The following is a 24,904-nucleotide window of genomic DNA, read 5'->3' as shown; positions in this document are numbered from 1 at the left end:
GCTGCTCGGGGGCGAACCCGGAGAGCACCTCGGCCGACTGGCCGGCGGTGAGGTGGGCCAGGACCAGCGCGATGATCTGGGCGTGCTCGTCCTTGAGGAACGTGACGAGCTGCCGGACGTCGGCATTCCGTAGCGAGGAGAAGGGGACGTCGTGGTAGGCGGCGTTCACTCGCGCGAGCAAGGCATCGGCCTTGTCCTCGCCCAGACCCGCGGCGAGGATCTCGCGGGCGAAGTCGACGCCGCCGCGGCCGATGAAGTGCTGCGCGGTCATCAGGCCGTGGAACTCGTTCATGACGATGTCCACGTCCTCGGCCTCCACCGCGCGCAGGCGCATCAGCTCCCGGGTGATCGACTCGACCTCGCGCGGTCGGAGCTTCGACAGCAGGGCACCGGCCTCATCCTTCGTCAGCTGTGCCACGAAGATGGCTGCCTTCCTGAGACCGCTGGTGTCGGCCCTTCCCCGCAGTGGATGGTCGGGCGCTTCGACCGGTGGCGGTGGAACGACCTCCGTCACGTCACGCACGAACGGTGCCGGTCTCGGCGTGACGTACGGGTGGCAGACCGGCCAGCAAGTATTCGACGAGCCGGTCGAGATCGACGTGAGCCCGTGCGTCCTTCGCCCTGAGCCGGTTCAGGGCAAGGCCTCGGAGGATCCAATTCAGCGTCTGCACGTCAGGCGCCGGTAGCTCCCGGCCGCACGTCCGTGCCAGCACCGCCCCAACCGCCTGGGCGAGCGGCCGGTCGAAGGAATCGTGCACCGCGTCCCGCAGCTTGCCGTCCCACTCCGCGGCACTGAGAAGTCCGGCAATGACCTTGTCTTCGAACCGGCGGCCGCCGAGCCACGGCCTGAGAAGGCTCTCGAGGTCACCACGGAGCGACCCGGTCGGCTCGGGCACGTCGAAGAGGCGCACGTGCTGGAGAGCGATCACGACCAGGTCGTCCAGGTCGTCCGCCTCGAGCAGGGCCCCGGCGGAGCCGGCCCGCTCTCGGACTGCTTCCAGTGTGAGCCGTTCATAGCCGGAGTCCGCGAGAACACCCAGGACCGCCTGCAGCAAGGTCCGACAGGCCGGTGACTCCCACGTGACGTGCCCCACCATGCTCGTGTCCCCGTCGTTCGCCCACTGAGTCGCCGAGCGCGTGGTCGGCACTACACAACGTAAGCGAACGATGACGGAACGCAGGGGTTCCGCCTGGCTCCTCGTCTCCCGGCGCCTATGGTCGGGTCATGACGGCGGGACCGCGGAGCCAGGACGACAGGGTGAAGGGATGTCAGCGCGAAGACGCCATGGTGCGTCAGCGGCGGGGCGATCGCTGCGGTGATCGGAGACGTGCGCTGGATCCGGCCAAGGACGAGGCAATCACCGCCGCCGTCGTGCAGGTCCTTGCTGAGGTGGGTTACACCGGGTTCACGATGGACGAGGTCGCCATGGCAGCCGGTGTGGGGAAGGCGGCCATCTATCGTCGATGGTCAAGCAAGGCCGAGCTGCTGATCGAGTACATCGACCAGAAGAGTTTGCTGGCGTTGGCGGTGGAGGACACCGGCTCGCTTCGAGGCGACCTCATCTGCCTCATGACATCGGTGGCTGCGCATCTGAGCGGCCCCGCGGGACGAGCGAATCGCGCACTCATCGGGGTCGTGCACGACGACCCAGCGGTGTTCGAGGCATATCGGCGCGGCCCGCTCGATCGCTGGGCTGCCGCCTTCCGCGACGTGTTCGAGCGTGCTGTGGAGCGCGGTGAGATGTCGCCGGAAGCCGGCACCTCTCTTGTCGCTGAAGCAGGGCCCGGCATCGTCATCCAGCGATGGCTGATCACCGGTCAACCACTGGACGCCGACATGGCCGTCGACGTGGTCGACCGCGTGATGCTGCCACTGCTCCGCAGGCCTGAGGGGACCTAGTCCTTCGATCGCAGCGCCGGAGGATCGCAGCGCCGGACAAGGGGCCTTCGACTCCGGCGTCCACGTGGATCTGCCGGATCAGCCACGACGAGGGATCGCCCGAACGGGCCGACGGCACGGCAACCGGCATGAACTCGTGTGCGCGACGCGTCACCGATCTGCGACCCTCCCGGCGATCGTGATCCATGGGCGGGAGGTGAGACCCCATGAACGCAGTGTCCGCAGCGGGTGCTCCCCTGCCGTGCACGATCGCGCGACCGAGGTAGTCGCCACCGGGAGCGCTCCGCCAGGCAATTCCGAGAGGCGACTCCCATGACCAGAACACCTCCTCCACCTCAGCACCTCACGTCGACGACAGCCTCCGACCGGCCGGGCTCGAACCAGGATCAGCCCCGGATCGACGCCACGATGCGGCCGCCCGCCGCCGACGAACGGGCCCTTGTCCTGGGCGGTGGCGGATCGACCGGCAACGCCTGGTTCATCGGCGTCGTCGCCGGCCTGTTCGACGCCGGACTGGACGTGACCGACGCCGATGTGCTCATCGGGACGTCGGCCGGATCGACCGCCGCGGCCCAGATCACCAGCGCGCCCCCGACCGAACTGTTCGCCGCCATCCTTGCCGCTGCGCCTCCGCGACGAACCGGTCCCGTGAGACCGGACGGCGGACCCTCCTGGTCGACACAGTGGCGCGCCACCGTCGCCGCCCGGCGGCCCTCCCTACAGAATCGGCGACAACCGGTACATCGACGGCGGGTACCGGTCCGTCGAGAATGCCGACCTGGCAGCCGGATACGGGCAGGTGCTCGTGCTGTCACCACTGGGCGGCGCATCGCGGCATCCCCGGGAGTGGGGCACCCATCTGGCTGCGCTGGTCGACCAACTGCGGGCAGGCGGCAGCAGAGTCGAAACGGTCTTCCCGGATCGCGACTTCGGGCACCTGTTCGGCGCCCGTGCGATGGATCTGTCGCTGCGTCCGCCCGCAGCGCGGGCCGGCTACGGCCAAGGCAGAGCGCTCGCCGGACAGTTCACCGGATTCTGGTGCTGACGCTGGACTCTGCCGACTCGTCACACGGCAGTGCAGCGGACCACGTTCGACGCTGCGCGGCGGGGCCGCTGCCCCGGGAGGTGTCGACGCCCGTCCGCGTCGCGTCGTGGAATGGTAGGGAAAGCGTGTGCCGATCCTCCCGAAAGAGCGCGATCCCCGGCTGATCACGATCCGTCGGGGCGGCACCCTGACCGACGAGGACCACCGGCTGCTGGCCGACTGGGCCCTCGTGTGCGCGGAGCACGTGCTGCCCATGTTCGAGGAGCGGCAACCCGGTGACAGCCGGCCCCGCGACGTCATCGAGATCGGTCGGGCGTGGATCCGCGGCGAGCTGCGGATGACCGACGCGCACAACGCGGCTTTCCAGGCGAATGCCGCCGCACGGGGGATGCCCGATCCGGCGAAGTTCGCCGCGCTGTCAGCGGGCCAGGCGGTCGCGGTGGCGCACGTCGCCGCCCACGACCTGGGGGCTGCTGCGTACGCCATCAGGGCCGCCGGGGCGAACGTCCCGGCCGACGCCGCTGCGCACGCCCGCGCCGAGGAGCGGGACTGGCAGCGGGAGCGTCTCCCTCCCGCGGTCCGGGAGCTCGTCCTCGACGATCAACGGCGCCGGAGCGCCATCTGCTGGCACGTCTTCGACGACTGAGCCCTCTGCTCAGGCGACTGGCCCTCGGGGGACCGCGCCGAAGACCTTGGCCTCGTGGCGGTCGAAGCGGCGGGCCATCCAGCGCCCGAAGGCGAGGAGGAGGGCGTTGGTGCCCGGCATCCGGCGGGCGGCTTCCGGGGCCAGCCCGGACATCACCCACCCGAGGACGGCGGGGACCTCGCGGGGCGTGTAGTCCTTCGCGAAGACCTCGCGGTCGAGCCTGTCCCAGTCCTCCTGCGTCAGGTGCTTCTGGACCAGCGCCATGCCGTCCCGCTCCTCGTGGGCCAGGTGTGCGCAGAGGCCGTCACGCAGCTGCGCGGTCGTCACCGCCAACCGGTCCCGCGTCGCCTCCTCCCCGGTGCCCCCGGCCAGTTCCGTGAGGTCGGCGGTGGCCGAGGCGAGGAGCGGGTCGATCCCGGCGTGCTCGCCCTCGAGGGCATCCAGGACGACCGTGTCGGCTCCGCGCTCGGCGAGGAGGGGCCACATCGCGACGTCCTCGCCGCGGTGGTGCTTGTGCAGGACGCTCCCGAAGAAGCCGAAGCGACGGGCGATGGCCGCCCACCGCTGGCGGTCGGCGACGGGCACGGTCGGGACGACGTCGGCGAACGCGTGCAGATCCCTGCGGAAGGCTCGGTGCATGAGGTACATCGGCGCGATGTCGACGGGTCCCTCGGGCGCCGCGGCCTGGCCGGGCAGCATCAGCTGCGGAACGGATCCGCGAGCGGTGGCGGTCATGGCCGGCCCTTTCGGATGAAGTTGAGCTCCAACGAATGGCGGGAGGCTAGAGTCAACGTGTGACCGCTGGCAAGAGGGTGTACCGCTCCCCGTTGCGGGAGGAGCAGGCGCGGCAGACGCGCGTCGCCGTCCTCGAGGCGGCGGGGGAGTGCTTCCTCGACCGGGGATACGCCGCGACGACCATGCGCGACATCGCGGACGCGGCCGGCGTCTCGGTCCAGACGGTCTTCGGCCAGGGCTCCAAGGCGTCGCTGCTGCTCGCCTGCGTCGACCGCGCGGTGGTGGGCGACGACGAGGCGGTGGCCCTCGCCGCTCGCGAGCCGTTCGTCCGGTTCGTCGAGGCGACCGATCCGGCGGGCAAGCTGGCCGCGCTCGCCGACATGGCCCGTCGGTACATCCCTCAGGCGATACCCACGATCGGTGACTTCGCCCGTGCTGCGGCCGTCGACCGGGAGATCGCTGCGGCGTGGGAGGAGTACGAGCAGCGTCGGCGGCGGGACGCACGGGCCCTGATCGGGTCGCTGGGGCCCTGGCTCCGGACCGGCATGGACGTCGAGACCGCGACGGACGTCTTCTGGGGACTCTTCTCCAACGCACCCGTCGAGGCACTGATGGGCCGACGGGGCTGGAGCCTCGAGCGGTATGTCGACTTCGTCGTCGACTCGGTGGAGCGGCTCCTGCTCGACGGCTGACCCCGGGGCGGCTTCAGTGGCGGGCATGACTCCCGAGGAGCACTTCGCCGGCCAACCGGTGGCGCTGGCGGTCCTCGGTGCGGTGTCCGGCGTCATCGACGACGTGGGAGGTGCCCAGATCCGGACGACGACGAGCCAGGTCGCCTTCCGCCGCGGTCGGGGCTTCGCCTACCTGTGGCTGCCCGGGCGGTACGTGGCGAAGCCGGCCGCGGACGTCGTCCTCTCGGTCGTCCTGGGCCGGCGAGACGAGTCCCCGCGCTGGAAGGAGGTCGTGCATCCCTCGCCGAACCAGTGGATGCACCACCTCGAGGTGACCGACCCGGCGCAGATCGACGCGGAGGTCGTGGGCTGGCTGCGCGAGGCCGCTGAGCGAGCCTCCTGAGGCACGCGATCGTGACCGGAGCCGTCCCGGCTCGTTGCTCAGTGCCGATGGTCGCCGCTTCCCGGAAGGGGATGCCATGTTCCCGGCACGCCGCCTGCTGCTCCTCCCGCTCGTCCCGCTGCTCGTCGCCGGGTGGGTCACGCCGGCCTCGGCGACGCCGAGCGGGCCCTGCGCGAACGCCGAGGCCATCCAGGTGCCCGGCGCCGAACTACAGCGCGTGGAGTGCCACGACGACCTGTCGGCCGCCACGCTCGCCGCGAAGGGCCGCAGCGACATCAGCGACTGGGCCGGGCTGCACTCCAAGCAGACGGTGAACCCGCCCGCCGGCGCAGGCATCCAGATCGACGGCTACTTCCCGGACGACTCGACGACCAACACGACCTACGGCTGGAACCACGACGCGCAGTTCGTGATCCGACTGCCCGAGAACTGGAACGGGCAGCTGGTCATCACCGGCGCACCGGGAGTGCGGAAGCAGTACGCCCCCGACTACATCCTCAGCGACTGGATGCTCTCGCAGGGCTACGCCTACGCCTCGACCGACAAGGGCAACACCGGCACCTCCTTCTACGAGAACGGGTCGCGCTCGGCGCCCGGCCAGGCGGTCCGGGAATGGCACGACCGCGTCGCCGAGCTGACCGTCGCGGCCAAGCAGGTGGTGGCCCAGCGCTACGGCGCGAAGCCCGACCGCACGTGGATGACCGGCATCTCCAACGGCGGCTACCTGACGCGCTGGCAGCTGGAGAACAACCCCAGGCTCTTCGACGGCGGCGTCGACTGGGAAGGGACGCTGATGACCGCCGACGGCCCCAACCTGTTCACGTACCTGCCGACGGCGCTGCGCGAGTACCCGCAGGCCATGGTCGATCCCGCTGCCCGCCAGCGGATGTACGACGTCGGTTTCGAGCCGGGGTCAGAGATCCTCTGGGCCGACCACTACGCCGTCTACTGGGACCTCACGCAGCGCAGCTACCGTGAGGCGTTCGACCCGGGCTACGACGGCGCGACGAAGGCGGGGACGCCGTTCTGCCGGACCGGGACCGCGCCCGGCACGCCGACCGCCTGCGACGCCGAGTACGACTACGCGTCCCGCCCGCAGGAGGTGAAGGACGCCGTCGCGTCGGTGAGCCTCACCGGCAACATCCGCAAACCGATGATCACCCTGCACGGCAACCTGGACGCACTCCTGCCGATCGGCGCCGACTCCGACGTCTACACCGCGATGGTCGGCGACGCGGGCCGCGGCGGGATGCACCGCTACTACACGATCGAGGGCGGTAACCACGTCGACGACCGGGCCGACCTCTTCCCGTCCCACATCCGCCCGATCCTTCCCTGCTACCGCGAGGCGTTCCAGCGCCTGACCTCGTGGGTGACCGACGGCCAGGCGCCGCCGGCCAGCCAGACGGTGGCCCGCCGGCCCTCCGGTGACGAGGCGAACACCTGCCCGCAGCTCGCGGCGACGTCGGACGGAGGGCCGGGGAACGGCGGCGGGCACGGCCACGGGGGCAGCTGACGGACGGGCGGACGTCCGCGGCCTTGTGACCGCGGTCCGACGGGTGCAGCATCGGCCCGGTCGGGGATCGCCGACCGAGGGAGCGTCCGTGCAGCGACGACCAGCAGAGCCCTCCGGGGACTACGAGTACGACCTCGTGCACGAGCCGTTCGTCGATCGGCAGCGGCCGCCGTCGCAACCGCACCCTGAGCACCCGTCCCCGGCGCCGGCTCGCCGCCCGGCGGAGCTGGACGGCGACATGAGCTACGACGAGGCGCACGACTTCTGAGCGGGTCGTCCGGTTCCGCGACGCCGCCGATCGGGTGCGGGGTGGGGCTGGCCGGGGTAGGCCGACGGGCATGGGAACCCACGGCGTCGGACGACTGCCTCCGAGGACGTCGGGACTGCTCTTCGGACTCGGGCTCGGCGGCTTCGTCGACGGGATCGTCCTGCACCAGATCCTGCAGTGGCACCACATGGTGAGCGCGGAGACTGCGCCCACGACGCTCGCGGGGCTGGAGACGAACACCCTGGCCGACGGCTTCTTCCACCTCGCCACGTGGGTGTGCGTCCTCGCCGCGTCGATCACCTCGATCACCGCATGGCGGCAGGGGAGGCTGGCGCCGAGCTACAGCTTCCACTTCGGGCTCGTGCTGGCCGGCTGGGGGATCTTCAACCTCGTCGAGGGCGTGATCGACCACCAGCTGCTCGGCGTCCACCACGTCCGGGACGACCTCGGCGGGCCCCTGAGCTGGGACCTGGGCTTCCTCGCCTCCGGCGTCCTCCTCGTCGGCGGTGGACTCCTGCTCCACCGCCGCGGGGTCCGGCAAGTGCGTCCCCGGGCAACGCGCGCGGCACGTTCGACGGGGCCTTGATCGGCGTCGCCCGGACGGGCAGGCTGTGAGGCAGACCACAGCCGAGCTACCGCGAGGAGGCCGCCGTGGAAGCCCATGTCGGCGATCGGATCGTCGTCCACTCCACTCACCAGGGAGAAGCGGACCGGGTGGGTGAGGTCCTGGAGTGCCACGAGCCGGACGGCGGGCCGCCCTACAGGGTCCGGTGGGAGCCCGATGGGCACACCGGGCTCTTCTACCCGGCCGGGACGGCGGCCGTGGTCCATCACACCGGCCCCTCGCACTGAGGGGCCGGACTCATGGCCAAGGACACCGCGACGGCGCCGGCACCCCGTCCGCCCGGGAAAGTGCGCAACGTGGCCCTCGTGGGCCACGCGGGAGCGGGGAAGACGACCCTTGCCGAGGCCCTCCTCGTCGCGACCAGCGCGCTGCCGCGGGCCGGTCGCGTCGAGGACGGCACGACCGCCCTCGACACCGAGGAGGTGGAGATCCGCCAGCAGCGCTCGGTGTCCCTGGGGGTGGCGACGGTCGAGCACGCGGGGCATCGGCTCACGCTGCTGGACACCCCGGGCTCGCCCGACTTCGTCGGCGAGCTGCGGGCGGGACTGAGGGCGGCGGATGCCGCCCTCTTCGTCGTCTCGGCCGTCAACGGCGTCGACGCGACGACGGTGCAGCTCTGGGGGGAGTGCGCCGCGGTCGGCATGCCACGGGCCGTCGTCATCACCCAGCTCGACCGGGCCCGGGCCGACGTCGAGGATGCCGTCCGGCTGTGCCAGATGCTGCTGGGGGAGGGGGTCTACCCGGTCCACCTCGTCGACCGGGGTGCGGACGGCTCGGTCGCCGGCCTGGTCTCGCTGCTCGACCCCGACGTCCAGGCGCCGGACGCCGACCGGCTCCGCTCCGAGCTCATCGAGGGGATCATCGGCGAGAGCGAGGACGAGGCCCTGATGGAGCGGTACCTGGCCGGCGACAAGCTGGTCCAGGACGACCTCATCGCCGACCTGGAGACCGCCGTCGCCCGCGGCCACTTCCACCCGGTGCTCTGCGCCGCCCCCCTCCAGGGGATCGGCGTCGACGCGCTGCTCGAGCTGCTGATCTCGGCTTTCCCGTGCCCGATGGAGCACGGCTGCCCGCCGGTCACCCGGCCAGACGGCGGCCCGACGGCGGCCGTCTCGTGCGATCCGGACGGGCCGCTGGTCGCCGAGGTGGTGAAGACGACGACCGACCCCTACCTCGGCCGTGTCTCCCTGGTGCGCGTCTTCTCCGGCACCCTCCGACCGGACGTGCCCATCCACGTCTCGGGCCACGGGATGACCGACCGCGGCCACCCCGACCACGACGTCGACGAGCGGGTCGGCGCGATCTCCTCACCCCTCGGCGCGAACCTGCGGACGGTGGCCGCCTGCCCGGCCGGGGACATCTGTGCCGTCGCCCGCCTGGCCAGCGCGGAGACCGGGGACACGCTCTCCTCGCCGGAGGACCCGCGGCTCGTGCCGCCCTGGGACCTGCCCACCCCGCAGCTGCCCGTCGCCGTGGAGGCCGCCTCCCGCGCCGACGAGGACCGGCTGGCCACGGCGCTCGCCCGGCTGGTGGCCGAGGGCCCGACCGTCCGCCTCGAGCGGCGCCCGGACACCGGCCAGCTGCTGCTCTGGTGCGTGGGGGAGGCGCACGCCGAGGTCCTCCTCGAGCGGCTCCGCACCCGGCACGGCGTCGCCGTGAGCACCGTTCCGGTGCGCGTGCCGATGGTCGAGACGCTGGCCGGTCCGGCGAAGGTGACCGGACGGCACGTCAAGCAGTCCGGCGGGCACGGCCAGTACGCCGTCGTGGTCGTCGAGGCCGAACCCGCCCCACCCGGCTCGGGGGTCGTCTTCGAGCAGCGGATCGTCGGGGGCACGGTGCCCAGCCAGTTCCACGGCAGCGTGGAGAAGGGCATCCGCGCGCAGGCCGAGCGGGGCCTCAGCGGCGACCGGCCGCTCGTCGACCTCCGCGTCACGCTGGTCGACGGCAAGTCGCACTCGGTGGACTCCTCCGACGCCGCGTTCCAGGCAGCCGGAGCACTGGCGCTGCGCGAGGTCGCGGCCGCCGCGGGCACCCGGATCCTGGAGCCGTGGTGCGAGGTCGACGTCGTGGTCCCCGGTGAGTACGTCGGTGCGGTGATGAGCGACCTCTCCGCCCGCAGGGCGCGGGTCACCGGCAGCGAGGCCGACCCGGTCCGCGACCGGACGACGGTCCGTGCGGAGGTGCCCGAGGTGGAGCTCCTCAGCTATCCCGGCGTCCTGCGGTCGGTCACCCACGGCACCGGCAGCTTCTCCCGACGGCCGCTGGGCTACGAGCCGGCCCCGGCCAACCTGGCGGTCCCGGCATGAGCGCGGCAACGCCGCTGGTCGCACGCATCCGGTGCGCCGCCTTCCGGGCGGCCCCGTCCCGAGGCTCGCCGCGAGCGTGCGAGTGGTGAGGAGCTCAGGGTCCTTCGTCTAGCCTCGGGGGCGGTGTACAGGGGGCTGGAGGAGCAGTGACGTCGTCGAACGGGTCGTCGGCGGCTGTCCCGATCCCGTCCACGGGCCCGGAGCTCCCCGGCGGATCCCCACCGGTGGTCGACCGCGAGGACCTGCCCGACCGCGTGTGGACCTGGCCGAACGCGCTCTCCGCCCTCCGGCTGCTCGGTGTCCCGCTCTTCCTCTGGCTGCTGCTCGGACCGGAGGCCGACGGCTGGGCAGTCGCCGTCCTCATGGTCTCGGGCTTCACCGACTGGCTGGACGGGAAGCTGGCCCGGTGGCTGGACCAGAGCAGCCGGCTCGGCGCCCTGCTCGACCCGGCCGCCGACCGGCTCTACATCGTCAGCACGCTCGTCGCACTGGCCCTCCGGGAGATCGTCCCGGTGTGGATCGTCGCGCTCCTGGTGGGCCGCGAGGTGGTCCTCGGCGTGGCCCTCCTGGTCCTGCGCCGCTACGGCTATCCGCCGTTGCAGGTGCACTACCTGGGCAAGGCGGCGACGTTGCTGCTGCTGTACGCATTCCCGGGGCTGCTGCTCGCCGACGGCGAGGGCTGGCTGGCCGAGCTCTGCGAGCCGATCGCCTGGGCCCTCACCATCTGGGGTACCGCCCTCTACGTGCTCGCCGGGCTCTTCTACCTGATCCAGGTCGCCGGCATCGTGCGCGCCGAGCGGGCCGCCCGGACGGCCCCGTGACCGCTCCCCAGCGGGGCGGCGGGCCCCGCTCCATGGGTGCCTCCCTCCTCGACGCCGTCCTCGCCGAGACGCTCGACCCGGCCTACCGGCAGGCCGCGGAGGCGAAGGCCGCCCGCGGCGGGCCCGCGCGTCCACGCTGGCGCGGGCGCACCCTCGTGGCCCTGACGATGGCCGTGGCCGGGGTGCTGGCCGCCGTCACCTACGACCAGGCCGCCGCCAGCGCGCAGGGGCGGCAGGAGGTGCGCGCGGCTCTGATCGCGGACATCCAGCGCGAGTCGGACGTCACCGACGAGCTGGCGACGCAGCTCGAGGAGCTGCGCGCGGAGGTGACCACCACCCGGGACGACGTGCTGGCTGCGAGCGCCGTCGGCCAGCAGGCGCTCGACGACCTGGCGCTCGCCGAGCAGGGCGCCGGCGCCGTGCCGGTCACCGGCCCCGGTCTGCTCGTGACCCTCGCCAACGCCGACCCGACGGCGGACGGCGACCCGGTCGGTGGCGACACCGAGGAGGACCCGCGGGGCCGCGTCCGTGACGGCGACCTGCAGCTCGTGGTGAACGCGCTGTGGGCGGCCGGCGCCGAGGCGATCAGCATCAACGGCCAGCGCCTGGGGCCGACCACCGCCATCCGCTTCGCCGGGGAGGCGGTCCTCGTCGACTTCCGGCCGGTCACCAATCCCTACGAGATCAGCGCCATCGGCGATCCGGACACCCTGTCCGCCAGGTTCCTCGCCAGTCCGGAGGTGGGCGAGCTCGCCGACATCTCGCAGTTGTTCGACCTGCGCTTCGACTTCGCCCGGGAGGACGAGCTGAGCCTGCCGGCCGCCAACACTCCCGAGCTCCGCATCGCCCAACCGGAGGCTGACTCGTGATCCCCATCCTCGGACTCGCGGCCGGGGTGCTTCTTGGCCTCTTCTTCGATCCGACCGTCCCGCTGTGGCTGCAGCCCTACCTGCCGATCGCCGTCGTCGCCGCGCTCGACGCCGTATTCGGGGGCTTCCGCGCCCGGCTCGACGGCATCTTCGACGCGAAGGTCTTCGTCATCTCCTTCGTGTCCAACGTGGTGGTGGCCGGGCTCATCGTCTTCCTGGGTGACCAGCTCGGCGTGGGCGCGCAGCTGTCCACCGCGGTCGTCGTCGTCCTCGGCATCCGCATCTTCGGCAACGCCGCCGCCATCCGGCGGCACGTGTTCCGCGCATGAGCGAGGAGCGGCCCGGTTCCGCCGTCCCCGACGGGCCGGAGGACGACGTGGTGGTGCCCCACCCGTCCGGCCCCGGGCCGGCCGGGGAACCGGCCCCTCCGGCCCGCGGGCGCGTCGGGAGGGATCCGCTCGCGTCGGCGCTGATCGGCGTCCTGACCCTGATCCTGGGGTTCGCCATCGCGGTGCAGGTGCGGAGCGTCGGCGACGAGGAGCTGCTGGCCGGTGCCCGCGAGGAGGACCTCGTCCGCATCCTCGACGAGCTGAGCGCGCGCGAGAACCGACTGCGCGTGCAGATCGCCGACCAGCGCGGCGCGCTCCAGGAGCTCGTCAACTCCGACGGGCAGACGTCCTCCGCCCTGGAGGACGCCCGGAACCGGGCCCAGGACATCGGGATCCTCACCGGCACGGTCGCCGCGGCAGGCCCCGGCCTCGTCCTGACGATCCGCACCTGCACCGCGATGGCGAACCCCAGGATCAGGGTCAGGACGCCGATCAGCGCCGACGCGAGCGGATCCCTCCCGACGCGCCCGCGGGCCGGAGGGGCCGGTTCCCCGGCCGGCCCGGGGCCGGACGGGTGGGGCACCACCACGTCGTCCTCCGGCCCGTCGGGGACGGCGGAACCGGGCCGCTCCTCGCTCATGCGCGGAACACGTGCCGCCGGATGGCGGCGGCGTTGCCGAAGATGCGGATGCCGAGGACGACGACGACCGCGGTGGACAGCTGCGCGCCCACGCCGAGCTGGTCACCCAGGAAGACGATGAGCCCGGCCACCACCACGTTGGACACGAAGGAGATGACGAAGACCTTCGCGTCGAAGATGCCGTCGAGCCGGGCGCGGAAGCCCCCGAATACGGCGTCGAGCGCGGCGACGACGGCGATCGGCAGGTAGGGCTGCAGCCACAGCGGGACGGTCGGATCGAAGAAGAGGCCAAGAAGCACCCCGGCCGCGAGTCCGAGGATGGGGATCACGAGTCAGCCTCCGGTTGGGCGATGCGGAGCTCGGGAGTGTTGGCGGCCGGCAGGCTCAGCTCGTCCTCCCGGGCGAAGTCGAAGCGCAGGTCGAACAACTGCGAGATGTCGGCGAGCTCGCCCACCTCCGGACTGGCGAGGAACCTGGCGGACAGGGTGTCCGGATCGCCGATGGCGCTGATCTCGTAGGGATTGGTGACCGGCCGGAAGTCGACGAGGACCGCCTCCCCGGCGAAGCGGATGGCGGTGGTCGGCCCCAGGCGCTGGCCGTTGATGCTGATCGCCTCGGCGCCGGCCGCCCACAGCGCGTTCACCACGAGCTGCAGGTCGCCGTCACGGACGCGGCCCCGCGGGTCCTCCTCGGTGTCGCCACCGACCGGGTCGCCGTCCGCCGTCGGGTCGGCGTTGGCGAGGGTCACGAGCAGACCGGGGCCGGTGACCGGCACGGCGCCGGCGCCCTGCTCGGCGAGCGCCAGGTCGTCGAGCGCCTGCTGGCCGACGGCGCTCGCAGCCAGCACGTCGTCCCGGGTGGTGGTCACCTCCGCGCGCAGCTCCTCGAGCTGCGTCGCCAGCTCGTCGGTGACGTCCGACTCGCGCTGGATGTCCGCGATCAGAGCCGCGCGCACCTCCTGCCGCCCCTGCGCGCTGGCGGCGGCCTGGTCGTAGGTGACGGCGGCCAGCACCCCGGCCACGGCCATCGTCAGGGCCACGAGGGTGCGCCCGCGCCAGCGTGGACGCGCGGGCCCGCCGCGGGCGGCCTTCGCCTCCGCGGCCTGCCGGTAGGCCGGGTCGAGCGTCTCGGCGAGGACGGCGTCGAGGAGGGAGGCACCCATGGAGCGGGGCCCGCCGCCCCGCTGGGGAGCGGTCACGGGGCCGTCCGGGCGGCCCGCTCGGCGCGCACGATGCCGGCGACCTGGATCAGGTAGAAGAGCCCGGCGAGCACGTAGAGGGCGGTACCCCAGATGGTGAGGGCCCAGGCGATCGGCTCGCAGAGCTCGGCCAGCCAGCCCTCGCCGTCGGCGAGCAGCAGCCCCGGGAATGCGTACAGCAGCAGCAACGTCGCCGCCTTGCCCAGGTAGTGCACCTGCAACGGCGGATAGCCGTAGCGGCGCAGGACCAGGAGGGCCACGCCGAGGACCACCTCGCGGCCCACCAGGAGCGCGACGATCCACACCGGGACGATCTCCCGGAGGGCCAGTGCGACGAGCGTGCTGACGATGTAGAGCCGGTCGGCGGCCGGGTCGAGCAGGGCGCCGAGCCGGCTGCTCTGGTCCAGCCACCGGGCCAGCTTCCCGTCCAGCCAGTCGGTGAAGCCCGAGACCATGAGGACGGCGACTGCCCAGCCGTCGGCCTCCGGTCCGAGCAGCAGCCAGAGGAAGAGCGGGACACCGAGCAGCCGGAGGGCGGAGAGCGCGTTCGGCCAGGTCCACACGCGGTCGGGCAGGTCCTCGCGGTCGACCACCGGTGGGGATCCGCCGGGGAGCTCCGGGCCCGTGGACGGGATCGGGACAGCCGCCGACGACCCGTTCGACGACGTCACTGCTCCTCCAGCCCCCTGTACACCGCCCCCGAGGCTAGACGAAGGACCCTGAGCTCCTCACCACTCGCACGCTCGCGGCGAGCCTCGGGACGGGGCCGCCCGGAAGGCGGCGCACCGGATGCGTGCGACCAGCGGCGTTGCCGCGCTCATGCCGGGACCGCCAGGTTGGCCGGGGCCGGCTCGTAGCCCAGCGGCCGTCGGGAGAAGCTGCCGGTGCCGTGGGTGACCGACCGCAGGACGCCGGGATAGCTGAGGAGCTCCACCTCGGGCACCTCCGCACGGACCGTCGTCCGGTCGCGGACCGGGTCGGCCTCGCTGCCGGTGACCCGCGCCCTGCGGGCGGAGAGGTCGCTCATCACCGCACCGACGTACTCACCGGGGACCACGACGTCGACCTCGCACCACGGCTCCAGGATCCGGGTGCCCGCGGCGGCCGCGACCTCGCGCAGCGCCAGTGCTCCGGCTGCCTGGAACGCGGCGTCGGAGGAGTCCACCGAGTGCGACTTGCCGTCGACCAGCGTGACGCGGAGGTCGACGAGCGGCCGGTCGCCGCTGAGGCCCCGCTCGGCCTGCGCGCGGATGCCCTTCTCCACGCTGCCGTGGAACTGGCTGGGCACCGTGCCCCCGACGATCCGCTGCTCGAAGACGACCCCCGAGCCGGGTGGGGCGGGTTCGGCCTCGACGACCACGACGGCGTACTGGCCGTGCCCGCCGGACTGCTTGACGTGCCGTCCGGTCACCTTCGCCGGACCGGCCAGCGTCTCGACCATCGGCACGCGCACCGGAACGGTGCTCACGGCGACGCCGTGCCGGGTGCGGAGCCGCTCGAGGAGGACCTCGGCGTGCGCCTCCCCCACGCACCAGAGCAGCAGCTGGCCGGTGTCCGGGCGCCGCTCGAGGCGGACGGTCGGGCCCTCGGCCACCAGCCGGGCGAGCGCCGTGGCCAGCCGGTCCTCGTCGGCGCGGGAGGCGGCCTCCACGGCGACGGGCAGCTGCGGGGTGGGCAGGTCCCAGGGCGGCACGAGCCGCGGGTCCTCCGGCGAGGAGAGCGTGTCCCCGGTCTCCGCGCTGGCCAGGCGGGCGACGGCACAGATGTCCCCGGCCGGGCAGGCGGCCACCGTCCGCAGGTTCGCGCCGAGGGGTGAGGAGATCGCGCCGACCCGCTCGTCGACGTCGTGGTCGGGGTGGCCGCGGTCGGTCATCCCGTGGCCCGAGACGTGGATGGGCACGTCCGGTCGGAGGGTGCCGGAGAAGACGCGCACCAGGGAGACACGGCCGAGGTAGGGGTCGGTCGTCGTCTTCACCACCTCGGCGACCAGCGGCCCGTCCGGATCGCACGAGACGGCCGCCGTCGGGCCGCCGTCTGGCCGGGTGACCGGCGGGCAGCCGTGCTCCATCGGGCACGGGAAAGCCGAGATCAGCAGCTCGAGCAGCGCGTCGACGCCGATCCCCTGGAGGGGGGCGGCGCAGAGCACCGGGTGGAAGTGGCCGCGGGCGACGGCGGTCTCCAGGTCGGCGATGAGGTCGTCCTGGACCAGCTTGTCGCCGGCCAGGTACCGCTCCATCAGGGCCTCGTCCTCGCTCTCGCCGATGATCCCCTCGATGAGCTCGGAGCGGAGCCGGTCGGCGTCCGGCGCCTGGACGTCGGGGTCGAGCAGCGAGACCAGGCCGGCGACCGAGCCGTCCGCACCCCGGTCGACGAGGTGGACCGGGTAGACCCCCTCCCCCAGCAGCATCTGGCACAGCCGGACGGCATCCTCGACGTCGGCCCGGGCCCGGTCGAGCTGGGTGATGACGACGGCCCGTGGCATGCCGACCGCGGCGCACTCCCCCCAGAGCTGCACCGTCGTCGCGTCGACGCCGTTGACGGCCGAGACGACGAAGAGGGCGGCATCCGCCGCCCTCAGTCCCGCCCGCAGCTCGCCGACGAAGTCGGGCGAGCCCGGGGTGTCCAGCAGCGTGAGCCGATGCCCCGCGTGCTCGACCGTCGCCACCCCCAGGGACACCGAGCGCTGCTGGCGGATCTCCACCTCCTCGGTGTCGAGGGCGGTCGTGCCGTCCTCGACGCGACCGGCCCGCGGCAGCGCGCTGGTCGCGACGAGGAGGGCCTCGGCAAGGGTCGTCTTCCCCGCTCCCGCGTGGCCCACGAGGGCCACGTTGCGCACTTTCCCGGGCGGACGGGGTGCCGGCGCCGTCGCGGTGTCCTTGGCCATGAGTCCGGCCCCTCAGTGCGAGGGGCCGGTGTGATGGACCACGGCCGCCGTCCCGGCCGGGTAGAAGAGCCCGGTGTGCCCATCGGGCTCCCACCGGACCCTGTAGGGCGGCCCGCCGTCCGGCTCGTGGCACTCCAGGACCTCACCCACCCGGTCCGCTTCTCCCTGGTGAGTGGAGTGGACGACGATCCGATCGCCGACATGGGCTTCCACGGCGGCCTCCTCGCGGTAGCTCGGCTGTGGTCTGCCTCACAGCCTGCCCGTCCGGGCGACGCCGATCAAGGCCCCGTCGAACGTGCCGCGCGCGTTGCCCGGGGACGCACTTGCCGGACCCCGCGGCGGTGGAGCAGGAGTCCACCGCCGACGAGGAGGACGCCGGAGGCGAGGAAGCCCAGGTCCCAGCTCAGGGGCCCGCCGAGGTCGTCCCGGACGTGGTGGACGCCGAGCAGCTGGTGGTCGATCACGCCCTCGACGAGGTTGAAGATCCCCCAGCCGGCCAGCACGAGCCCGAAGTGGAAGCTGTAGCTCGGCGCCAGCCTCCCCTGCCGCCATGCGGTGATCGAGGTGATCGACGCGGCGAGGACGCACACCCACGTGGCGAGGTGGAAGAAGCCGTCGGCCAGGGTGTTCGTCTCCAGCCCCGCGAGCGTCGTGGGCGCAGTCTCCGCGCTCACCATGTGGTGCCACTGCAGGATCTGGTGCAGGACGATCCCGTCGACGAAGCCGCCGAGCCCGAGTCCGAAGAGCAGTCCCGACGTCCTCGGAGGCAGTCGTCCGACGCCGTGGGTTCCCATGCCCGTCGGCCTACCCCGGCCAGCCCCACCCCGCACCCGATCGGCGGCGTCGCGGAACCGGACGACCCGCTCAGAAGTCGTGCGCCTCGTCGTAGCTCATGTCGCCGTCCAGCTCCGCCGGGCGGCGAGCCGGCGCCGGGGACGGGTGCTCAGGGTGCGGTTGCGACGGCGGCCGCTGCCGATCGACGAACGGCTCGTGCACGAGGTCGTACTCGTAGTCCCCGGAGGGCTCTGCTGGTCGTCGCTGCACGGACGCTCCCTCGGTCGGCGATCCCCGACCGGGCCGATGCTGCACCCGTCGGACCGCGGTCACAAGGCCGCGGACGTCCGCCCGTCCGTCAGCTGCCCCCGTGGCCGTGCCCGCCGCCGTTCCCCGGCCCTCCGTCCGACGTCGCCGCGAGCTGCGGGCAGGTGTTCGCCTCGTCACCGGAGGGCCGGCGGGCCACCGTCTGGCTGGCCGGCGGCGCCTGGCCGTCGGTCACCCACGAGGTCAGGCGCTGGAACGCCTCGCGGTAGCAGGGAAGGATCGGGCGGATGTGGGACGGGAAGAGGTCGGCCCGGTCGTCGACGTGGTTACCGCCCTCGATCGTGTAGTAGCGGTGCATCCCGCCGCGGCCCGCGTCGCCGACCATCGCGGTGTAGACGTCGGAGTCGGCGCCGATCGGCAGGAGTGCGTCCAGGTTGCCGTGCAGGGTGATCATCGGTTTGCGGATGTTGCCGGTGAGGCTCACCGACGCGACGGCGTCCTTCACCTCCTGCGGGCGGGACGCGTAGTCGTACTCGGCGTCGCAGGCGGTCGGCGTGCCGGGCGCGGTCCCGGTCCGGCAGAACGGCGTCCCCGCCTTCGTCGCGCCGTCGTAGCCCGGGTCGAACGCCTCACGGTAGCTGCGCTGCGTGAGGTCCCAGTAGACGGCGTAGTGGTCGGCCCAGAGGATCTCTGACCCCGGCTCGAAACCGACGTCGTACATCCGCTGGCGGGCAGCGGGATCGACCATGGCCTGCGGGTACTCGCGCAGCGCCGTCGGCAGGTACGTGAACAGGTTGGGGCCGTCGGCGGTCATCAGCGTCCCTTCCCAGTCGACGCCGCCGTCGAAGAGCCTGGGGTTGTTCTCCAGCTGCCAGCGCGTCAGGTAGCCGCCGTTGGAGATGCCGGTCATCCACGTGCGGTCGGGCTTCGCGCCGTAGCGCTGGGCCACCACCTGCTTGGCCGCGACGGTCAGCTCGGCGACGCGGTCGTGCCATTCCCGGACCGCCTGGCCGGGCGCCGAGCGCGACCCGTTCTCGTAGAAGGAGGTGCCGGTGTTGCCCTTGTCGGTCGAGGCGTAGGCGTAGCCCTGCGAGAGCATCCAGTCGCTGAGGATGTAGTCGGGGGCGTACTGCTTCCGCACTCCCGGTGCGCCGGTGATGACCAGCTGCCCGTTCCAGTTCTCGGGCAGTCGGATCACGAACTGCGCGTCGTGGTTCCAGCCGTAGGTCGTGTTGGTCGTCGAGTCGTCCGGGAAGTAGCCGTCGATCTGGATGCCTGCGCCGGCGGGCGGGTTCACCGTCTGCTTGGAGTGCAGCCCGGCCCAGTCGCTGATGTCGCTGCGGCCCTTCGCGGCGAGCGTGGCGGCCGACAGGTCGTCGTGGCACTCCACGCGCTGTAGTTCGGCGCCGGGCACCTGGATGGCCTCGGCGTTCGCGCAGGGCCCGCTCGGCGTCGCCGAGGCCGGCGTGACCCACCCGGCGACGAGCAGCGGGACGAGCGGGAGGAGCAGCAGGCGGCGTGCCGGGAACATGGCATCCCCTTCCGGGAAGCGGCGACCATCGGCACTGAGCAACGAGCCGGGACGGCTCCGGTCACGATCGCGTGCCTCAGGAGGCTCGCTCAGCGGCCTCGCGCAGCCAGCCCACGACCTCCGCGTCGATCTGCGCCGGGTCGGTCACCTCGAGGTGGTGCATCCACTGGTTCGGCGAGGGATGCACGACCTCCTTCCAGCGCGGGGACTCGTCTCGCCGGCCCAGGACGACCGAGAGGACGACGTCCGCGGCCGGCTTCGCCACGTACCGCCCGGGCAGCCACAGGTAGGCGAAGCCCCGACCGCGGCGGAAGGCGACCTGGCTCGTCGTCGTCCGGATCTGGGCACCTCCCACGTCGTCGATGACGCCGGACACCGCACCGAGGACCGCCAGCGCCACCGGTTGGCCGGCGAAGTGCTCCTCGGGAGTCATGCCCGCCACTGAAGCCGCCCCGGGGTCAGCCGTCGAGCAGGAGCCGCTCCACCGAGTCGACGACGAAGTCGACATACCGCTCGAGGCTCCAGCCCCGTCGGCCCATCAGTGCCTCGACGGGTGCGTTGGAGAAGAGTCCCCAGAAGACGTCCGTCGCGGTCTCGACGTCCATGCCGGTCCGGAGCCAGGGCCCCAGCGACCCGATCAGGGCCCGTGCGTCCCGCCGCCGACGCTGCTCGTACTCCTCCCACGCCGCAGCGATCTCCCGGTCGACGGCCGCAGCACGGGCGAAGTCACCGATCGTGGGTATCGCCTGAGGGATGTACCGACGGGCCATGTCGGCGAGCGCGGCCAGCTTGCCCGCCGGATCGGTCGCCTCGACGAACCGGACGAACGGCTCGCGAGCGGCGAGGGCCACCGCCTCGTCGTCGCCCACCACCGCGCGGTCGACGCAGGCGAGCAGCAGCGACGCCTTGGAGCCCTGGCCGAAGACCGTCTGGACCGAGACGCCGGCCGCGTCCGCGATGTCGCGCATGGTCGTCGCGGCGTATCCCCGGTCGAGGAAGCACTCCCCCGCCGCCTCGAGGACGGCGACGCGCGTCTGCCGCGCCTGCTCCTCCCGCAACGGGGAGCGGTACACCCTCTTGCCAGCGGTCACACGTTGACTCTAGCCTCCCGCCATTCGTTGGAGCTCAACTTCATCCGAAAGGGCCGGCCATGACCGCCACCGCTCGCGGATCCGTTCCGCAGCTGATGCTGCCCGGCCAGGCCGCGGCGCCCGAGGGACCCGTCGACATCGCGCCGATGTACCTCATGCACCGAGCCTTCCGCAGGGATCTGCACGCGTTCGCCGACGTCGTCCCGACCGTGCCCGTCGCCGACCGCCAGCGGTGGGCGGCCATCGCCCGTCGCTTCGGCTTCTTCGGGAGCGTCCTGCACAAGCACCACCGCGGCGAGGACGTCGCGATGTGGCCCCTCCTCGCCGAGCGCGGAGCCGACACGGTCGTCCTGGATGCCCTCGAGGGCGAGCACGCCGGGATCGACCCGCTCCTCGCCTCGGCCACCGCCGACCTCACGGAACTGGCCGGGGGCACCGGGGAGGAGGCGACGCGGGACCGGTTGGCGGTGACGACCGCGCAGCTGCGTGACGGCCTCTGCGCACACCTGGCCCACGAGGAGCGGGACGGCATGGCGCTGGTCCAGAAGCACCTGACGCAGGAGGACTGGGACAGGCTCGACCGCGAGGTCTTCGCGAAGGACTACACGCCCCGCGAGGTCCCCGCCGTCCTCGGGTGGGTGATGTCCGGGCTGGCCCCGGAAGCCGCCCGCCGGATGCCGGGCACCAACGCCCTCCTCCTCGCCTTCGGGCGCTGGATGGCCCGCCGCTTCGACCGCCACGAGGCCAAGGTCTTCGGCGCGGTCCCCCGAGGGCCAGTCGCCTGAGCAGAGGGCTCAGTCGTCGAAGACGTGCCAGCAGATGGCGCTCCGGCGCCGTTGATCGTCGAGGACGAGCTCCCGGACCGCGGGAGGGAGACGCTCCCGCTGCCAGTCCCGCTCCTCGGCGCGGGCGTGCGCAGCGGCGTCGGCCGGGACGTTCGCCCCGGCGGCCCTGATGGCGTACGCAGCAGCCCCCAGGTCGTGGGCGGCGACGTGCGCCACCGCGACCGCCTGGCCCGCTGACAGCGCGGCGAACTTCGCCGGATCGGGCATCCCCCGTGCGGCGGCATTCGCCTGGAAAGCCGCGTTGTGCGCGTCGGTCATCCGCAGCTCGCCGCGGATCCACGCCCGACCGATCTCGATGACGTCGCGGGGCCGGCTGTCACCGGGTTGCCGCTCCTCGAACATGGGCAGCACGTGCTCCGCGCACACGAGGGCCCAGTCGGCCAGCAGCCGGTGGTCCTCGTCGGTCAGGGTGCCGCCCCGACGGATCGTGATCAGCCGGGGATCGCGCTCTTTCGGGAGGATCGGCACACGCTTTCCCTACCATTCCACGACGCGACGCGGACGGGCGTCGACACCTCCCGGGGCAGCGGCCCCGCCGCGCAGCGTCGAACGTGGTCCGCTGCACTGCCGTGTGACGAGTCGGCAGAGTCCAGCGTCAGCACCAGAATCCGGTGAACTGTCCGGCGAGCGCTCTGCCTTGGCCGTAGCCGGCCCGCGCTGCGGGCGGACGCAGCGACAGATCCATCGCACGGGCGCCGAACAGGTGCCCGAAGTCGCGATCCGGGAAGACCGTTTCGACTCTGCTGCCGCCTGCCCGCAGTTGGTCGACCAGCGCAGCCAGATGGGTGCCCCACTCCCGGGGATGCCGCGATGCGCCGCCCAGTGGTGACAGCACGAGCACCTGCCCGTATCCGGCTGCCAGGTCGGCATTCTCGACGGACCGGTACCCGCCGTCGATGTACCGGTTGTCGCCGATTCTGTAGGGAGGGCCGCCGGGCGGCGACGGTGGCGCGCCACTGTGTCGACCAGGAGGGTCCGCCGTCCGGTCTCACGGGACCGGTTCGTCGCGGAGGCGCAGCGGCAAGGATGGCGGCGAACAGTTCGGTCGGGGGCGCGCTGGTGATCTGGGCCGCGGCGGTCGATCCGGCCGACGTCCCGATGAGCACATCGGCGTCGGTCACGTCCAGTCCGGCGTCGAACAGGCCGGCGACGACGCCGATGAACCAGGCGTTGCCGGTCGATCCGCCACCGCCCAGGACAAGGGCCCGTTCGTCGGCGGCGGGCGGCCGCATCGTGGCGTCGATCCGGGGCTGATCCTGGTTCGAGCCCGGCCGGTCGGAGGCTGTCGTCGACGTGAGGTGCTGAGGTGGAGGAGGTGTTCTGGTCATGGGAGTCGCCTCTCGGAATTGCCTGGCGGAGCGCTCCCGGTGGCGACTACCTCGGTCGCGCGATCGTGCACGGCAGGGGAGCACCCGCTGCGGACACTGCGTTCATGGGGTCTCACCTCCCGCCCATGGATCACGATCGCCGGGAGGGTCGCAGATCGGTGACGCGTCGCGCACACGAGTTCATGCCGGTTGCCGTGCCGTCGGCCCGTTCGGGCGATCCCTCGTCGTGGCTGATCCGGCAGATCCACGTGGACGCCGGAGTCGAAGGCCCCTTGTCCGGCGCTGCGATCCTCCGGCGCTGCGATCGAAGGACTAGGTCCCCTCAGGCCTGCGGAGCAGTGGCAGCATCACGCGGTCGACCACGTCGACGGCCATGTCGGCGTCCAGTGGTTGACCGGTGATCAGCCATCGCTGGATGACGATGCCGGGCCCTGCTTCAGCGACAAGAGAGGTGCCGGCTTCCGGCGACATCTCACCGCGCTCCACAGCACGCTCGAACACGTCGCGGAAGGCGGCAGCCCAGCGATCGAGCGGGCCGCGCCGATATGCCTCGAACACCGCTGGGTCGTCGTGCACGACCCCGATGAGTGCGCGATTCGCTCGTCCCGCGGGGCCGCTCAGATGCGCAGCCACCGATGTCATGAGGCAGATGAGGTCGCCTCGAAGCGAGCCGGTGTCCTCCACCGCCAACGCCAGCAAACTCTTCTGGTCGATGTACTCGATCAGCAGCTCGGCCTTGCTTGACCATCGACGATAGATGGCCGCCTTCCCCACACCGGCTGCCATGGCGACCTCGTCCATCGTGAACCCGGTGTAACCCACCTCAGCAAGGACCTGCACGACGGCGGCGGTGATTGCCTCGTCCTTGGCCGGATCCAGCGCACGTCTCCGATCACCGCAGCGATCGCCCCGCCGCTGACGCACCATGGCGTCTTCGCGCTGACATCCCTTCACCCTGTCGTCCTGGCTCCGCGGTCCCGCCGTCATGACCCGACCATAGGCGCCGGGAGACGAGGAGCCAGGCGGAACCCCTGCGTTCCGTCATCGTTCGCTTACGTTGTGTAGTGCCGACCACGCGCTCGGCGACTCAGTGGGCGAACGACGGGGACACGAGCATGGTGGGGCACGTCACGTGGGAGTCACCGGCCTGTCGGACCTTGCTGCAGGCGGTCCTGGGTGTTCTCGCGGACTCCGGCTATGAACGGCTCACACTGGAAGCAGTCCGAGAGCGGGCCGGCTCCGCCGGGGCCCTGCTCGAGGCGGACGACCTGGACGACCTGGTCGTGATCGCTCTCCAGCACGTGCGCCTCTTCGACGTGCCCGAGCCGACCGGGTCGCTCCGTGGTGACCTCGAGAGCCTTCTCAGGCCGTGGCTCGGCGGCCGCCGGTTCGAAGACAAGGTCATTGCCGGACTTCTCAGTGCCGCGGAGTGGGACGGCAAGCTGCGGGACGCGGTGCACGATTCCTTCGACCGGCCGCTCGCCCAGGCGGTTGGGGCGGTGCTGGCACGGACGTGCGGCCGGGAGCTACCGGCGCCTGACGTGCAGACGCTGAATTGGATCCTCCGAGGCCTTGCCCTGAACCGGCTCAGGGCGAAGGACGCACGGGCTCACGTCGATCTCGACCGGCTCGTCGAATACTTGCTGGCCGGTCTGCCACCCGTACGTCACGCCGAGACCGGCACCGTTCGTGCGTGACGTGACGGAGGTCGTTCCACCGCCACCGGTCGAAGCGCCCGACCATCCACTGCGGGGAAGGGCCGACACCAGCGGTCTCAGGAAGGCAGCCATCTTCGTGGCACAGCTGACGAAGGATGAGGCCGGTGCCCTGCTGTCGAAGCTCCGACCGCGCGAGGTCGAGTCGATCACCCGGGAGCTGATGCGCCTGCGCGCGGTGGAGGCCGAGGACGTGGACATCGTCATGAACGAGTTCCACGGCCTGATGACCGCGCAGCACTTCATCGGCCGCGGCGGCGTCGACTTCGCCCGCGAGATCCTCGCCGCGGGTCTGGGCGAGGACAAGGCCGATGCCTTGCTCGCGCGAGTGAACGCCGCCTACCACGACGTCCCCTTCTCCTCGCTACGGAATGCCGACGTCCGGCAGCTCGTCACGTTCCTCAAGGACGAGCACGCCCAGATCATCGCGCTGGTCCTGGCCCACCTCACCGCCGGCCAGTCGGCCGAGGTGCTCTCCGGGTTCGCCCCCGAGCAGC

General features: G+C 72.2%; 30 protein-coding genes and 2 pseudogenes. 16 read left to right on the top strand and 16 right to left on the bottom strand.

The genetic code is table 11. The features are described from left to right. Both E4P40_RS16110 and E4P40_RS16105 read right to left on the bottom strand, forming a co-directional pair. Nucleotides 1–418 (bottom strand): annotated as a pseudogene (locus E4P40_RS16110) (flagellar motor switch protein FliG); the annotation flags it as partial. Nucleotides 419–515: 97 nt separating this feature from the next. After that, nucleotides 516–1,055, bottom strand: coding sequence for a TetR/AcrR family transcriptional regulator C-terminal ligand-binding domain-containing protein (locus tag E4P40_RS16105; RefSeq protein ID WP_135159513.1), 540 nt, complete (start codon nucleotides 1,053–1,055; stop codon nucleotides 516–518). Between the two features lie 170 nt (nucleotides 1,056–1,225). On the opposite strand from E4P40_RS16105, the gene E4P40_RS16100 reads away from it, so the two are divergent. The 3 genes from E4P40_RS16100 (at nucleotide 1,226) to E4P40_RS16090 (ending at nucleotide 3,591) form a co-directional block, all read left to right on the top strand. Further along, on the top strand, nucleotides 1,226–1,900 hold the full coding sequence (locus E4P40_RS16100; protein ID WP_135159514.1) for a TetR/AcrR family transcriptional regulator: 675 nt from the start codon (nucleotides 1,226–1,228) through the stop codon (nucleotides 1,898–1,900). A 799-nt stretch (nucleotides 1,901–2,699) separates the two neighbouring features. Beyond that, a complete protein-coding gene (locus tag E4P40_RS28580) occupies nucleotides 2,700–2,945 on the top strand; it encodes a hypothetical protein (RefSeq protein WP_209305362.1) in 246 nt (81 codons plus the stop codon). A 127-nt stretch (nucleotides 2,946–3,072) separates the two neighbouring features. Next, on the top strand, nucleotides 3,073–3,591 hold the full coding sequence (locus E4P40_RS16090) for a putative immunity protein (protein ID WP_135159515.1): 519 nt from the start codon (nucleotides 3,073–3,075) through the stop codon (nucleotides 3,589–3,591). A 9-nt stretch (nucleotides 3,592–3,600) separates the two neighbouring features. On the opposite strand, the gene E4P40_RS16085 is transcribed toward E4P40_RS16090, so the two are convergent. Further along, nucleotides 3,601–4,326, bottom strand: coding sequence for a hemerythrin domain-containing protein (locus tag E4P40_RS16085; RefSeq protein ID WP_135159516.1), 726 nt, complete (start codon nucleotides 4,324–4,326; stop codon nucleotides 3,601–3,603). A gap of 59 nt (nucleotides 4,327–4,385) precedes the next feature. Here E4P40_RS16085 and E4P40_RS16080 point away from each other — a divergent pair, with 59 nt between their 5' ends. The 10 genes from E4P40_RS16080 (at nucleotide 4,386) to E4P40_RS16035 (ending at nucleotide 12,134) form a co-directional block, all read left to right on the top strand. Next, nucleotides 4,386–5,018 carry a TetR/AcrR family transcriptional regulator gene (locus E4P40_RS16080; protein ID WP_135159517.1) on the top strand — a complete coding sequence of 211 codons (633 nt, stop codon included), beginning with the start codon at nucleotides 4,386–4,388 and terminating at the stop codon, nucleotides 5,016–5,018. 25 nt (nucleotides 5,019–5,043) lie between these two features. Further along, nucleotides 5,044–5,400, top strand: a complete 357-nt coding sequence (locus E4P40_RS16075) for a DUF5655 domain-containing protein (protein ID WP_135159518.1) — start codon at nucleotides 5,044–5,046, stop codon at nucleotides 5,398–5,400. A gap of 76 nt (nucleotides 5,401–5,476) precedes the next feature. Further along, nucleotides 5,477–6,916 carry a tannase/feruloyl esterase family alpha/beta hydrolase gene (locus E4P40_RS16070; RefSeq protein WP_245160377.1) on the top strand — a complete coding sequence of 480 codons (1,440 nt, stop codon included), beginning with the start codon at nucleotides 5,477–5,479 and terminating at the stop codon, nucleotides 6,914–6,916. An 88-nt stretch (nucleotides 6,917–7,004) separates the two neighbouring features. Continuing rightward, complete coding sequence (locus E4P40_RS16065; RefSeq protein WP_135159519.1) at nucleotides 7,005–7,184, top strand: hypothetical protein; 180 nt, start codon at nucleotides 7,005–7,007, stop codon at nucleotides 7,182–7,184. A 70-nt stretch (nucleotides 7,185–7,254) separates the two neighbouring features. Further along, entirely contained in the window at nucleotides 7,255–7,770 is a 516-nt protein-coding gene (locus E4P40_RS16060; protein ID WP_135159520.1) for a DUF2243 domain-containing protein, read from the top strand. Between the two features lie 65 nt (nucleotides 7,771–7,835). Beyond that, the gene (locus tag E4P40_RS16055) at nucleotides 7,836–8,036 is read left to right on the top strand and encodes a DUF1918 domain-containing protein (protein ID WP_135159521.1); all 201 of its coding nucleotides are present in this window, start codon (nucleotides 7,836–7,838) and stop codon (nucleotides 8,034–8,036) included. Nucleotides 8,037–8,048: 12 nt separating this feature from the next. After that, complete coding sequence (locus E4P40_RS16050; RefSeq protein ID WP_135159522.1) at nucleotides 8,049–10,115, top strand: elongation factor G-like protein EF-G2; 2,067 nt, start codon at nucleotides 8,049–8,051, stop codon at nucleotides 10,113–10,115. Between the two features lie 224 nt (nucleotides 10,116–10,339). Then, nucleotides 10,340–10,936, top strand: a complete 597-nt coding sequence (locus tag E4P40_RS16045; RefSeq protein WP_135159523.1) for a CDP-alcohol phosphatidyltransferase family protein — start codon at nucleotides 10,340–10,342, stop codon at nucleotides 10,934–10,936. After that, a complete protein-coding gene (locus tag E4P40_RS16040) occupies nucleotides 10,933–11,805 on the top strand; it encodes a DUF881 domain-containing protein (RefSeq protein ID WP_245160378.1) in 873 nt (290 codons plus the stop codon). Before E4P40_RS16045 ends, E4P40_RS16040 begins: the two co-directional genes overlap by 4 nt. Next, nucleotides 11,802–12,134, top strand: a complete 333-nt coding sequence (locus tag E4P40_RS16035) for a small basic family protein (protein WP_135159524.1) — start codon at nucleotides 11,802–11,804, stop codon at nucleotides 12,132–12,134. The genes E4P40_RS16040 and E4P40_RS16035 overlap by 4 nt, the downstream gene beginning before the upstream one ends. A 636-nt stretch (nucleotides 12,135–12,770) precedes the next feature. On the opposite strand, the gene E4P40_RS16030 is transcribed toward E4P40_RS16035, so the two are convergent. The 10 genes from E4P40_RS16030 to E4P40_RS15985 all read right to left on the bottom strand — a co-directional run bounded on the left by E4P40_RS16030 (nucleotide 12,771) and on the right by E4P40_RS15985 (nucleotide 20,519). Next, nucleotides 12,771–13,103 carry a small basic family protein gene (locus E4P40_RS16030; RefSeq protein WP_135159524.1) on the bottom strand — a complete coding sequence of 111 codons (333 nt, stop codon included), beginning with the start codon at nucleotides 13,101–13,103 and terminating at the stop codon, nucleotides 12,771–12,773. Beyond that, nucleotides 13,100–13,972 carry a DUF881 domain-containing protein gene (locus tag E4P40_RS16025; protein WP_245160378.1) on the bottom strand — a complete coding sequence of 291 codons (873 nt, stop codon included), beginning with the start codon at nucleotides 13,970–13,972 and terminating at the stop codon, nucleotides 13,100–13,102. The genes E4P40_RS16030 and E4P40_RS16025 overlap by 4 nt, the downstream gene beginning before the upstream one ends. Next, nucleotides 13,969–14,565, bottom strand: coding sequence for a CDP-alcohol phosphatidyltransferase family protein (locus E4P40_RS16020; RefSeq protein ID WP_135159523.1), 597 nt, complete (start codon nucleotides 14,563–14,565; stop codon nucleotides 13,969–13,971). The genes E4P40_RS16025 and E4P40_RS16020 overlap by 4 nt, the downstream gene beginning before the upstream one ends. A 224-nt stretch (nucleotides 14,566–14,789) precedes the next feature. Next, nucleotides 14,790–16,856, bottom strand: a complete 2,067-nt coding sequence (locus E4P40_RS16015) for an elongation factor G-like protein EF-G2 (RefSeq protein WP_135159522.1) — start codon at nucleotides 16,854–16,856, stop codon at nucleotides 14,790–14,792. 12 nt (nucleotides 16,857–16,868) lie between these two features. Continuing rightward, nucleotides 16,869–17,069 (bottom strand): DUF1918 domain-containing protein, encoded by a 201-nt coding sequence (locus E4P40_RS16010; protein WP_135159521.1) that lies wholly within the window; start codon nucleotides 17,067–17,069, stop codon nucleotides 16,869–16,871. Nucleotides 17,070–17,134: 65 nt separating this feature from the next. After that, nucleotides 17,135–17,650, bottom strand: coding sequence for a DUF2243 domain-containing protein (locus E4P40_RS16005; protein WP_135159520.1), 516 nt, complete (start codon nucleotides 17,648–17,650; stop codon nucleotides 17,135–17,137). 70 nt (nucleotides 17,651–17,720) lie between these two features. Then, complete coding sequence (locus tag E4P40_RS16000; RefSeq protein WP_135159519.1) at nucleotides 17,721–17,900, bottom strand: hypothetical protein; 180 nt, start codon at nucleotides 17,898–17,900, stop codon at nucleotides 17,721–17,723. A gap of 88 nt (nucleotides 17,901–17,988) precedes the next feature. Next, nucleotides 17,989–19,428 (bottom strand): tannase/feruloyl esterase family alpha/beta hydrolase, encoded by a 1,440-nt coding sequence (locus tag E4P40_RS15995; protein ID WP_245160377.1) that lies wholly within the window; start codon nucleotides 19,426–19,428, stop codon nucleotides 17,989–17,991. 76 nt (nucleotides 19,429–19,504) lie between these two features. After that, complete coding sequence (locus E4P40_RS15990; RefSeq protein ID WP_135159518.1) at nucleotides 19,505–19,861, bottom strand: DUF5655 domain-containing protein; 357 nt, start codon at nucleotides 19,859–19,861, stop codon at nucleotides 19,505–19,507. 25 nt (nucleotides 19,862–19,886) lie between these two features. After that, a complete protein-coding gene (locus tag E4P40_RS15985; protein ID WP_135159517.1) occupies nucleotides 19,887–20,519 on the bottom strand; it encodes a TetR/AcrR family transcriptional regulator in 633 nt (210 codons plus the stop codon). Nucleotides 20,520–20,578: 59 nt separating this feature from the next. Between E4P40_RS15985 and E4P40_RS15980 the strand changes: the two genes are divergently transcribed. After that, nucleotides 20,579–21,304, top strand: coding sequence for a hemerythrin domain-containing protein (locus E4P40_RS15980; RefSeq protein ID WP_135159516.1), 726 nt, complete (start codon nucleotides 20,579–20,581; stop codon nucleotides 21,302–21,304). Between the two features lie 9 nt (nucleotides 21,305–21,313). On the opposite strand, the gene E4P40_RS15975 is transcribed toward E4P40_RS15980, so the two are convergent. The 3 genes from E4P40_RS15975 to E4P40_RS15965 all read right to left on the bottom strand — a co-directional run bounded on the left by E4P40_RS15975 (nucleotide 21,314) and on the right by E4P40_RS15965 (nucleotide 23,679). Continuing rightward, nucleotides 21,314–21,832 (bottom strand): putative immunity protein, encoded by a 519-nt coding sequence (locus E4P40_RS15975; protein ID WP_135159515.1) that lies wholly within the window; start codon nucleotides 21,830–21,832, stop codon nucleotides 21,314–21,316. Between the two features lie 127 nt (nucleotides 21,833–21,959). Next, nucleotides 21,960–22,205 (bottom strand): hypothetical protein, encoded by a 246-nt coding sequence (locus E4P40_RS28575; RefSeq protein WP_209305362.1) that lies wholly within the window; start codon nucleotides 22,203–22,205, stop codon nucleotides 21,960–21,962. A gap of 799 nt (nucleotides 22,206–23,004) precedes the next feature. Further along, nucleotides 23,005–23,679 (bottom strand): TetR/AcrR family transcriptional regulator, encoded by a 675-nt coding sequence (locus E4P40_RS15965; RefSeq protein ID WP_135159514.1) that lies wholly within the window; start codon nucleotides 23,677–23,679, stop codon nucleotides 23,005–23,007. A gap of 170 nt (nucleotides 23,680–23,849) precedes the next feature. Between E4P40_RS15965 and E4P40_RS15960 the strand changes: the two genes are divergently transcribed. Both E4P40_RS15960 and E4P40_RS15955 read left to right on the top strand, forming a co-directional pair. Then, nucleotides 23,850–24,389 (top strand): TetR/AcrR family transcriptional regulator C-terminal ligand-binding domain-containing protein, encoded by a 540-nt coding sequence (locus E4P40_RS15960; RefSeq protein ID WP_135159513.1) that lies wholly within the window; start codon nucleotides 23,850–23,852, stop codon nucleotides 24,387–24,389. A gap of 97 nt (nucleotides 24,390–24,486) precedes the next feature. Beyond that, nucleotides 24,487–24,904, top strand: a pseudogene (locus tag E4P40_RS15955) (flagellar motor switch protein FliG); the annotation flags it as partial.

This window comes from Blastococcus sp. CT_GayMR20, from assembly GCF_004570345.1.
This window is presented reverse-complemented; position numbering and strand designations above follow the sequence as displayed.

Bases quoted from the DNA above. Each gene is read 5' to 3' on its own strand.
- E4P40_RS16100 (WP_135159514.1), top strand. From the start codon at position 1,226: ATGACGGCGGGACCGCGGAGCCAGGACGACAGGGTGAAGGGATGTCAG.
- E4P40_RS16085 (WP_135159516.1), bottom strand. From the start codon at position 4,326: ATGACCGCCACCGCTCGCGGATCCGTTCCGCAGCTGATGCTGCCCGGC.
- E4P40_RS16075 (WP_135159518.1), top strand. From the start codon at position 5,044: ATGACTCCCGAGGAGCACTTCGCCGGCCAACCGGTGGCGCTGGCGGTC.
- E4P40_RS16070 (WP_245160377.1), top strand. From the start codon at position 5,477: ATGTTCCCGGCACGCCGCCTGCTGCTCCTCCCGCTCGTCCCGCTGCTC.
- E4P40_RS16060 (WP_135159520.1), top strand. From the start codon at position 7,255: ATGGGAACCCACGGCGTCGGACGACTGCCTCCGAGGACGTCGGGACTG.
- E4P40_RS16050 (WP_135159522.1), top strand. From the start codon at position 8,049: ATGGCCAAGGACACCGCGACGGCGCCGGCACCCCGTCCGCCCGGGAAA.
- E4P40_RS16015 (WP_135159522.1), bottom strand. From the start codon at position 16,856: ATGGCCAAGGACACCGCGACGGCGCCGGCACCCCGTCCGCCCGGGAAA.
- E4P40_RS16005 (WP_135159520.1), bottom strand. From the start codon at position 17,650: ATGGGAACCCACGGCGTCGGACGACTGCCTCCGAGGACGTCGGGACTG.
- E4P40_RS15995 (WP_245160377.1), bottom strand. From the start codon at position 19,428: ATGTTCCCGGCACGCCGCCTGCTGCTCCTCCCGCTCGTCCCGCTGCTC.
- E4P40_RS15990 (WP_135159518.1), bottom strand. From the start codon at position 19,861: ATGACTCCCGAGGAGCACTTCGCCGGCCAACCGGTGGCGCTGGCGGTC.
- E4P40_RS15980 (WP_135159516.1), top strand. From the start codon at position 20,579: ATGACCGCCACCGCTCGCGGATCCGTTCCGCAGCTGATGCTGCCCGGC.
- E4P40_RS15965 (WP_135159514.1), bottom strand. From the start codon at position 23,679: ATGACGGCGGGACCGCGGAGCCAGGACGACAGGGTGAAGGGATGTCAG.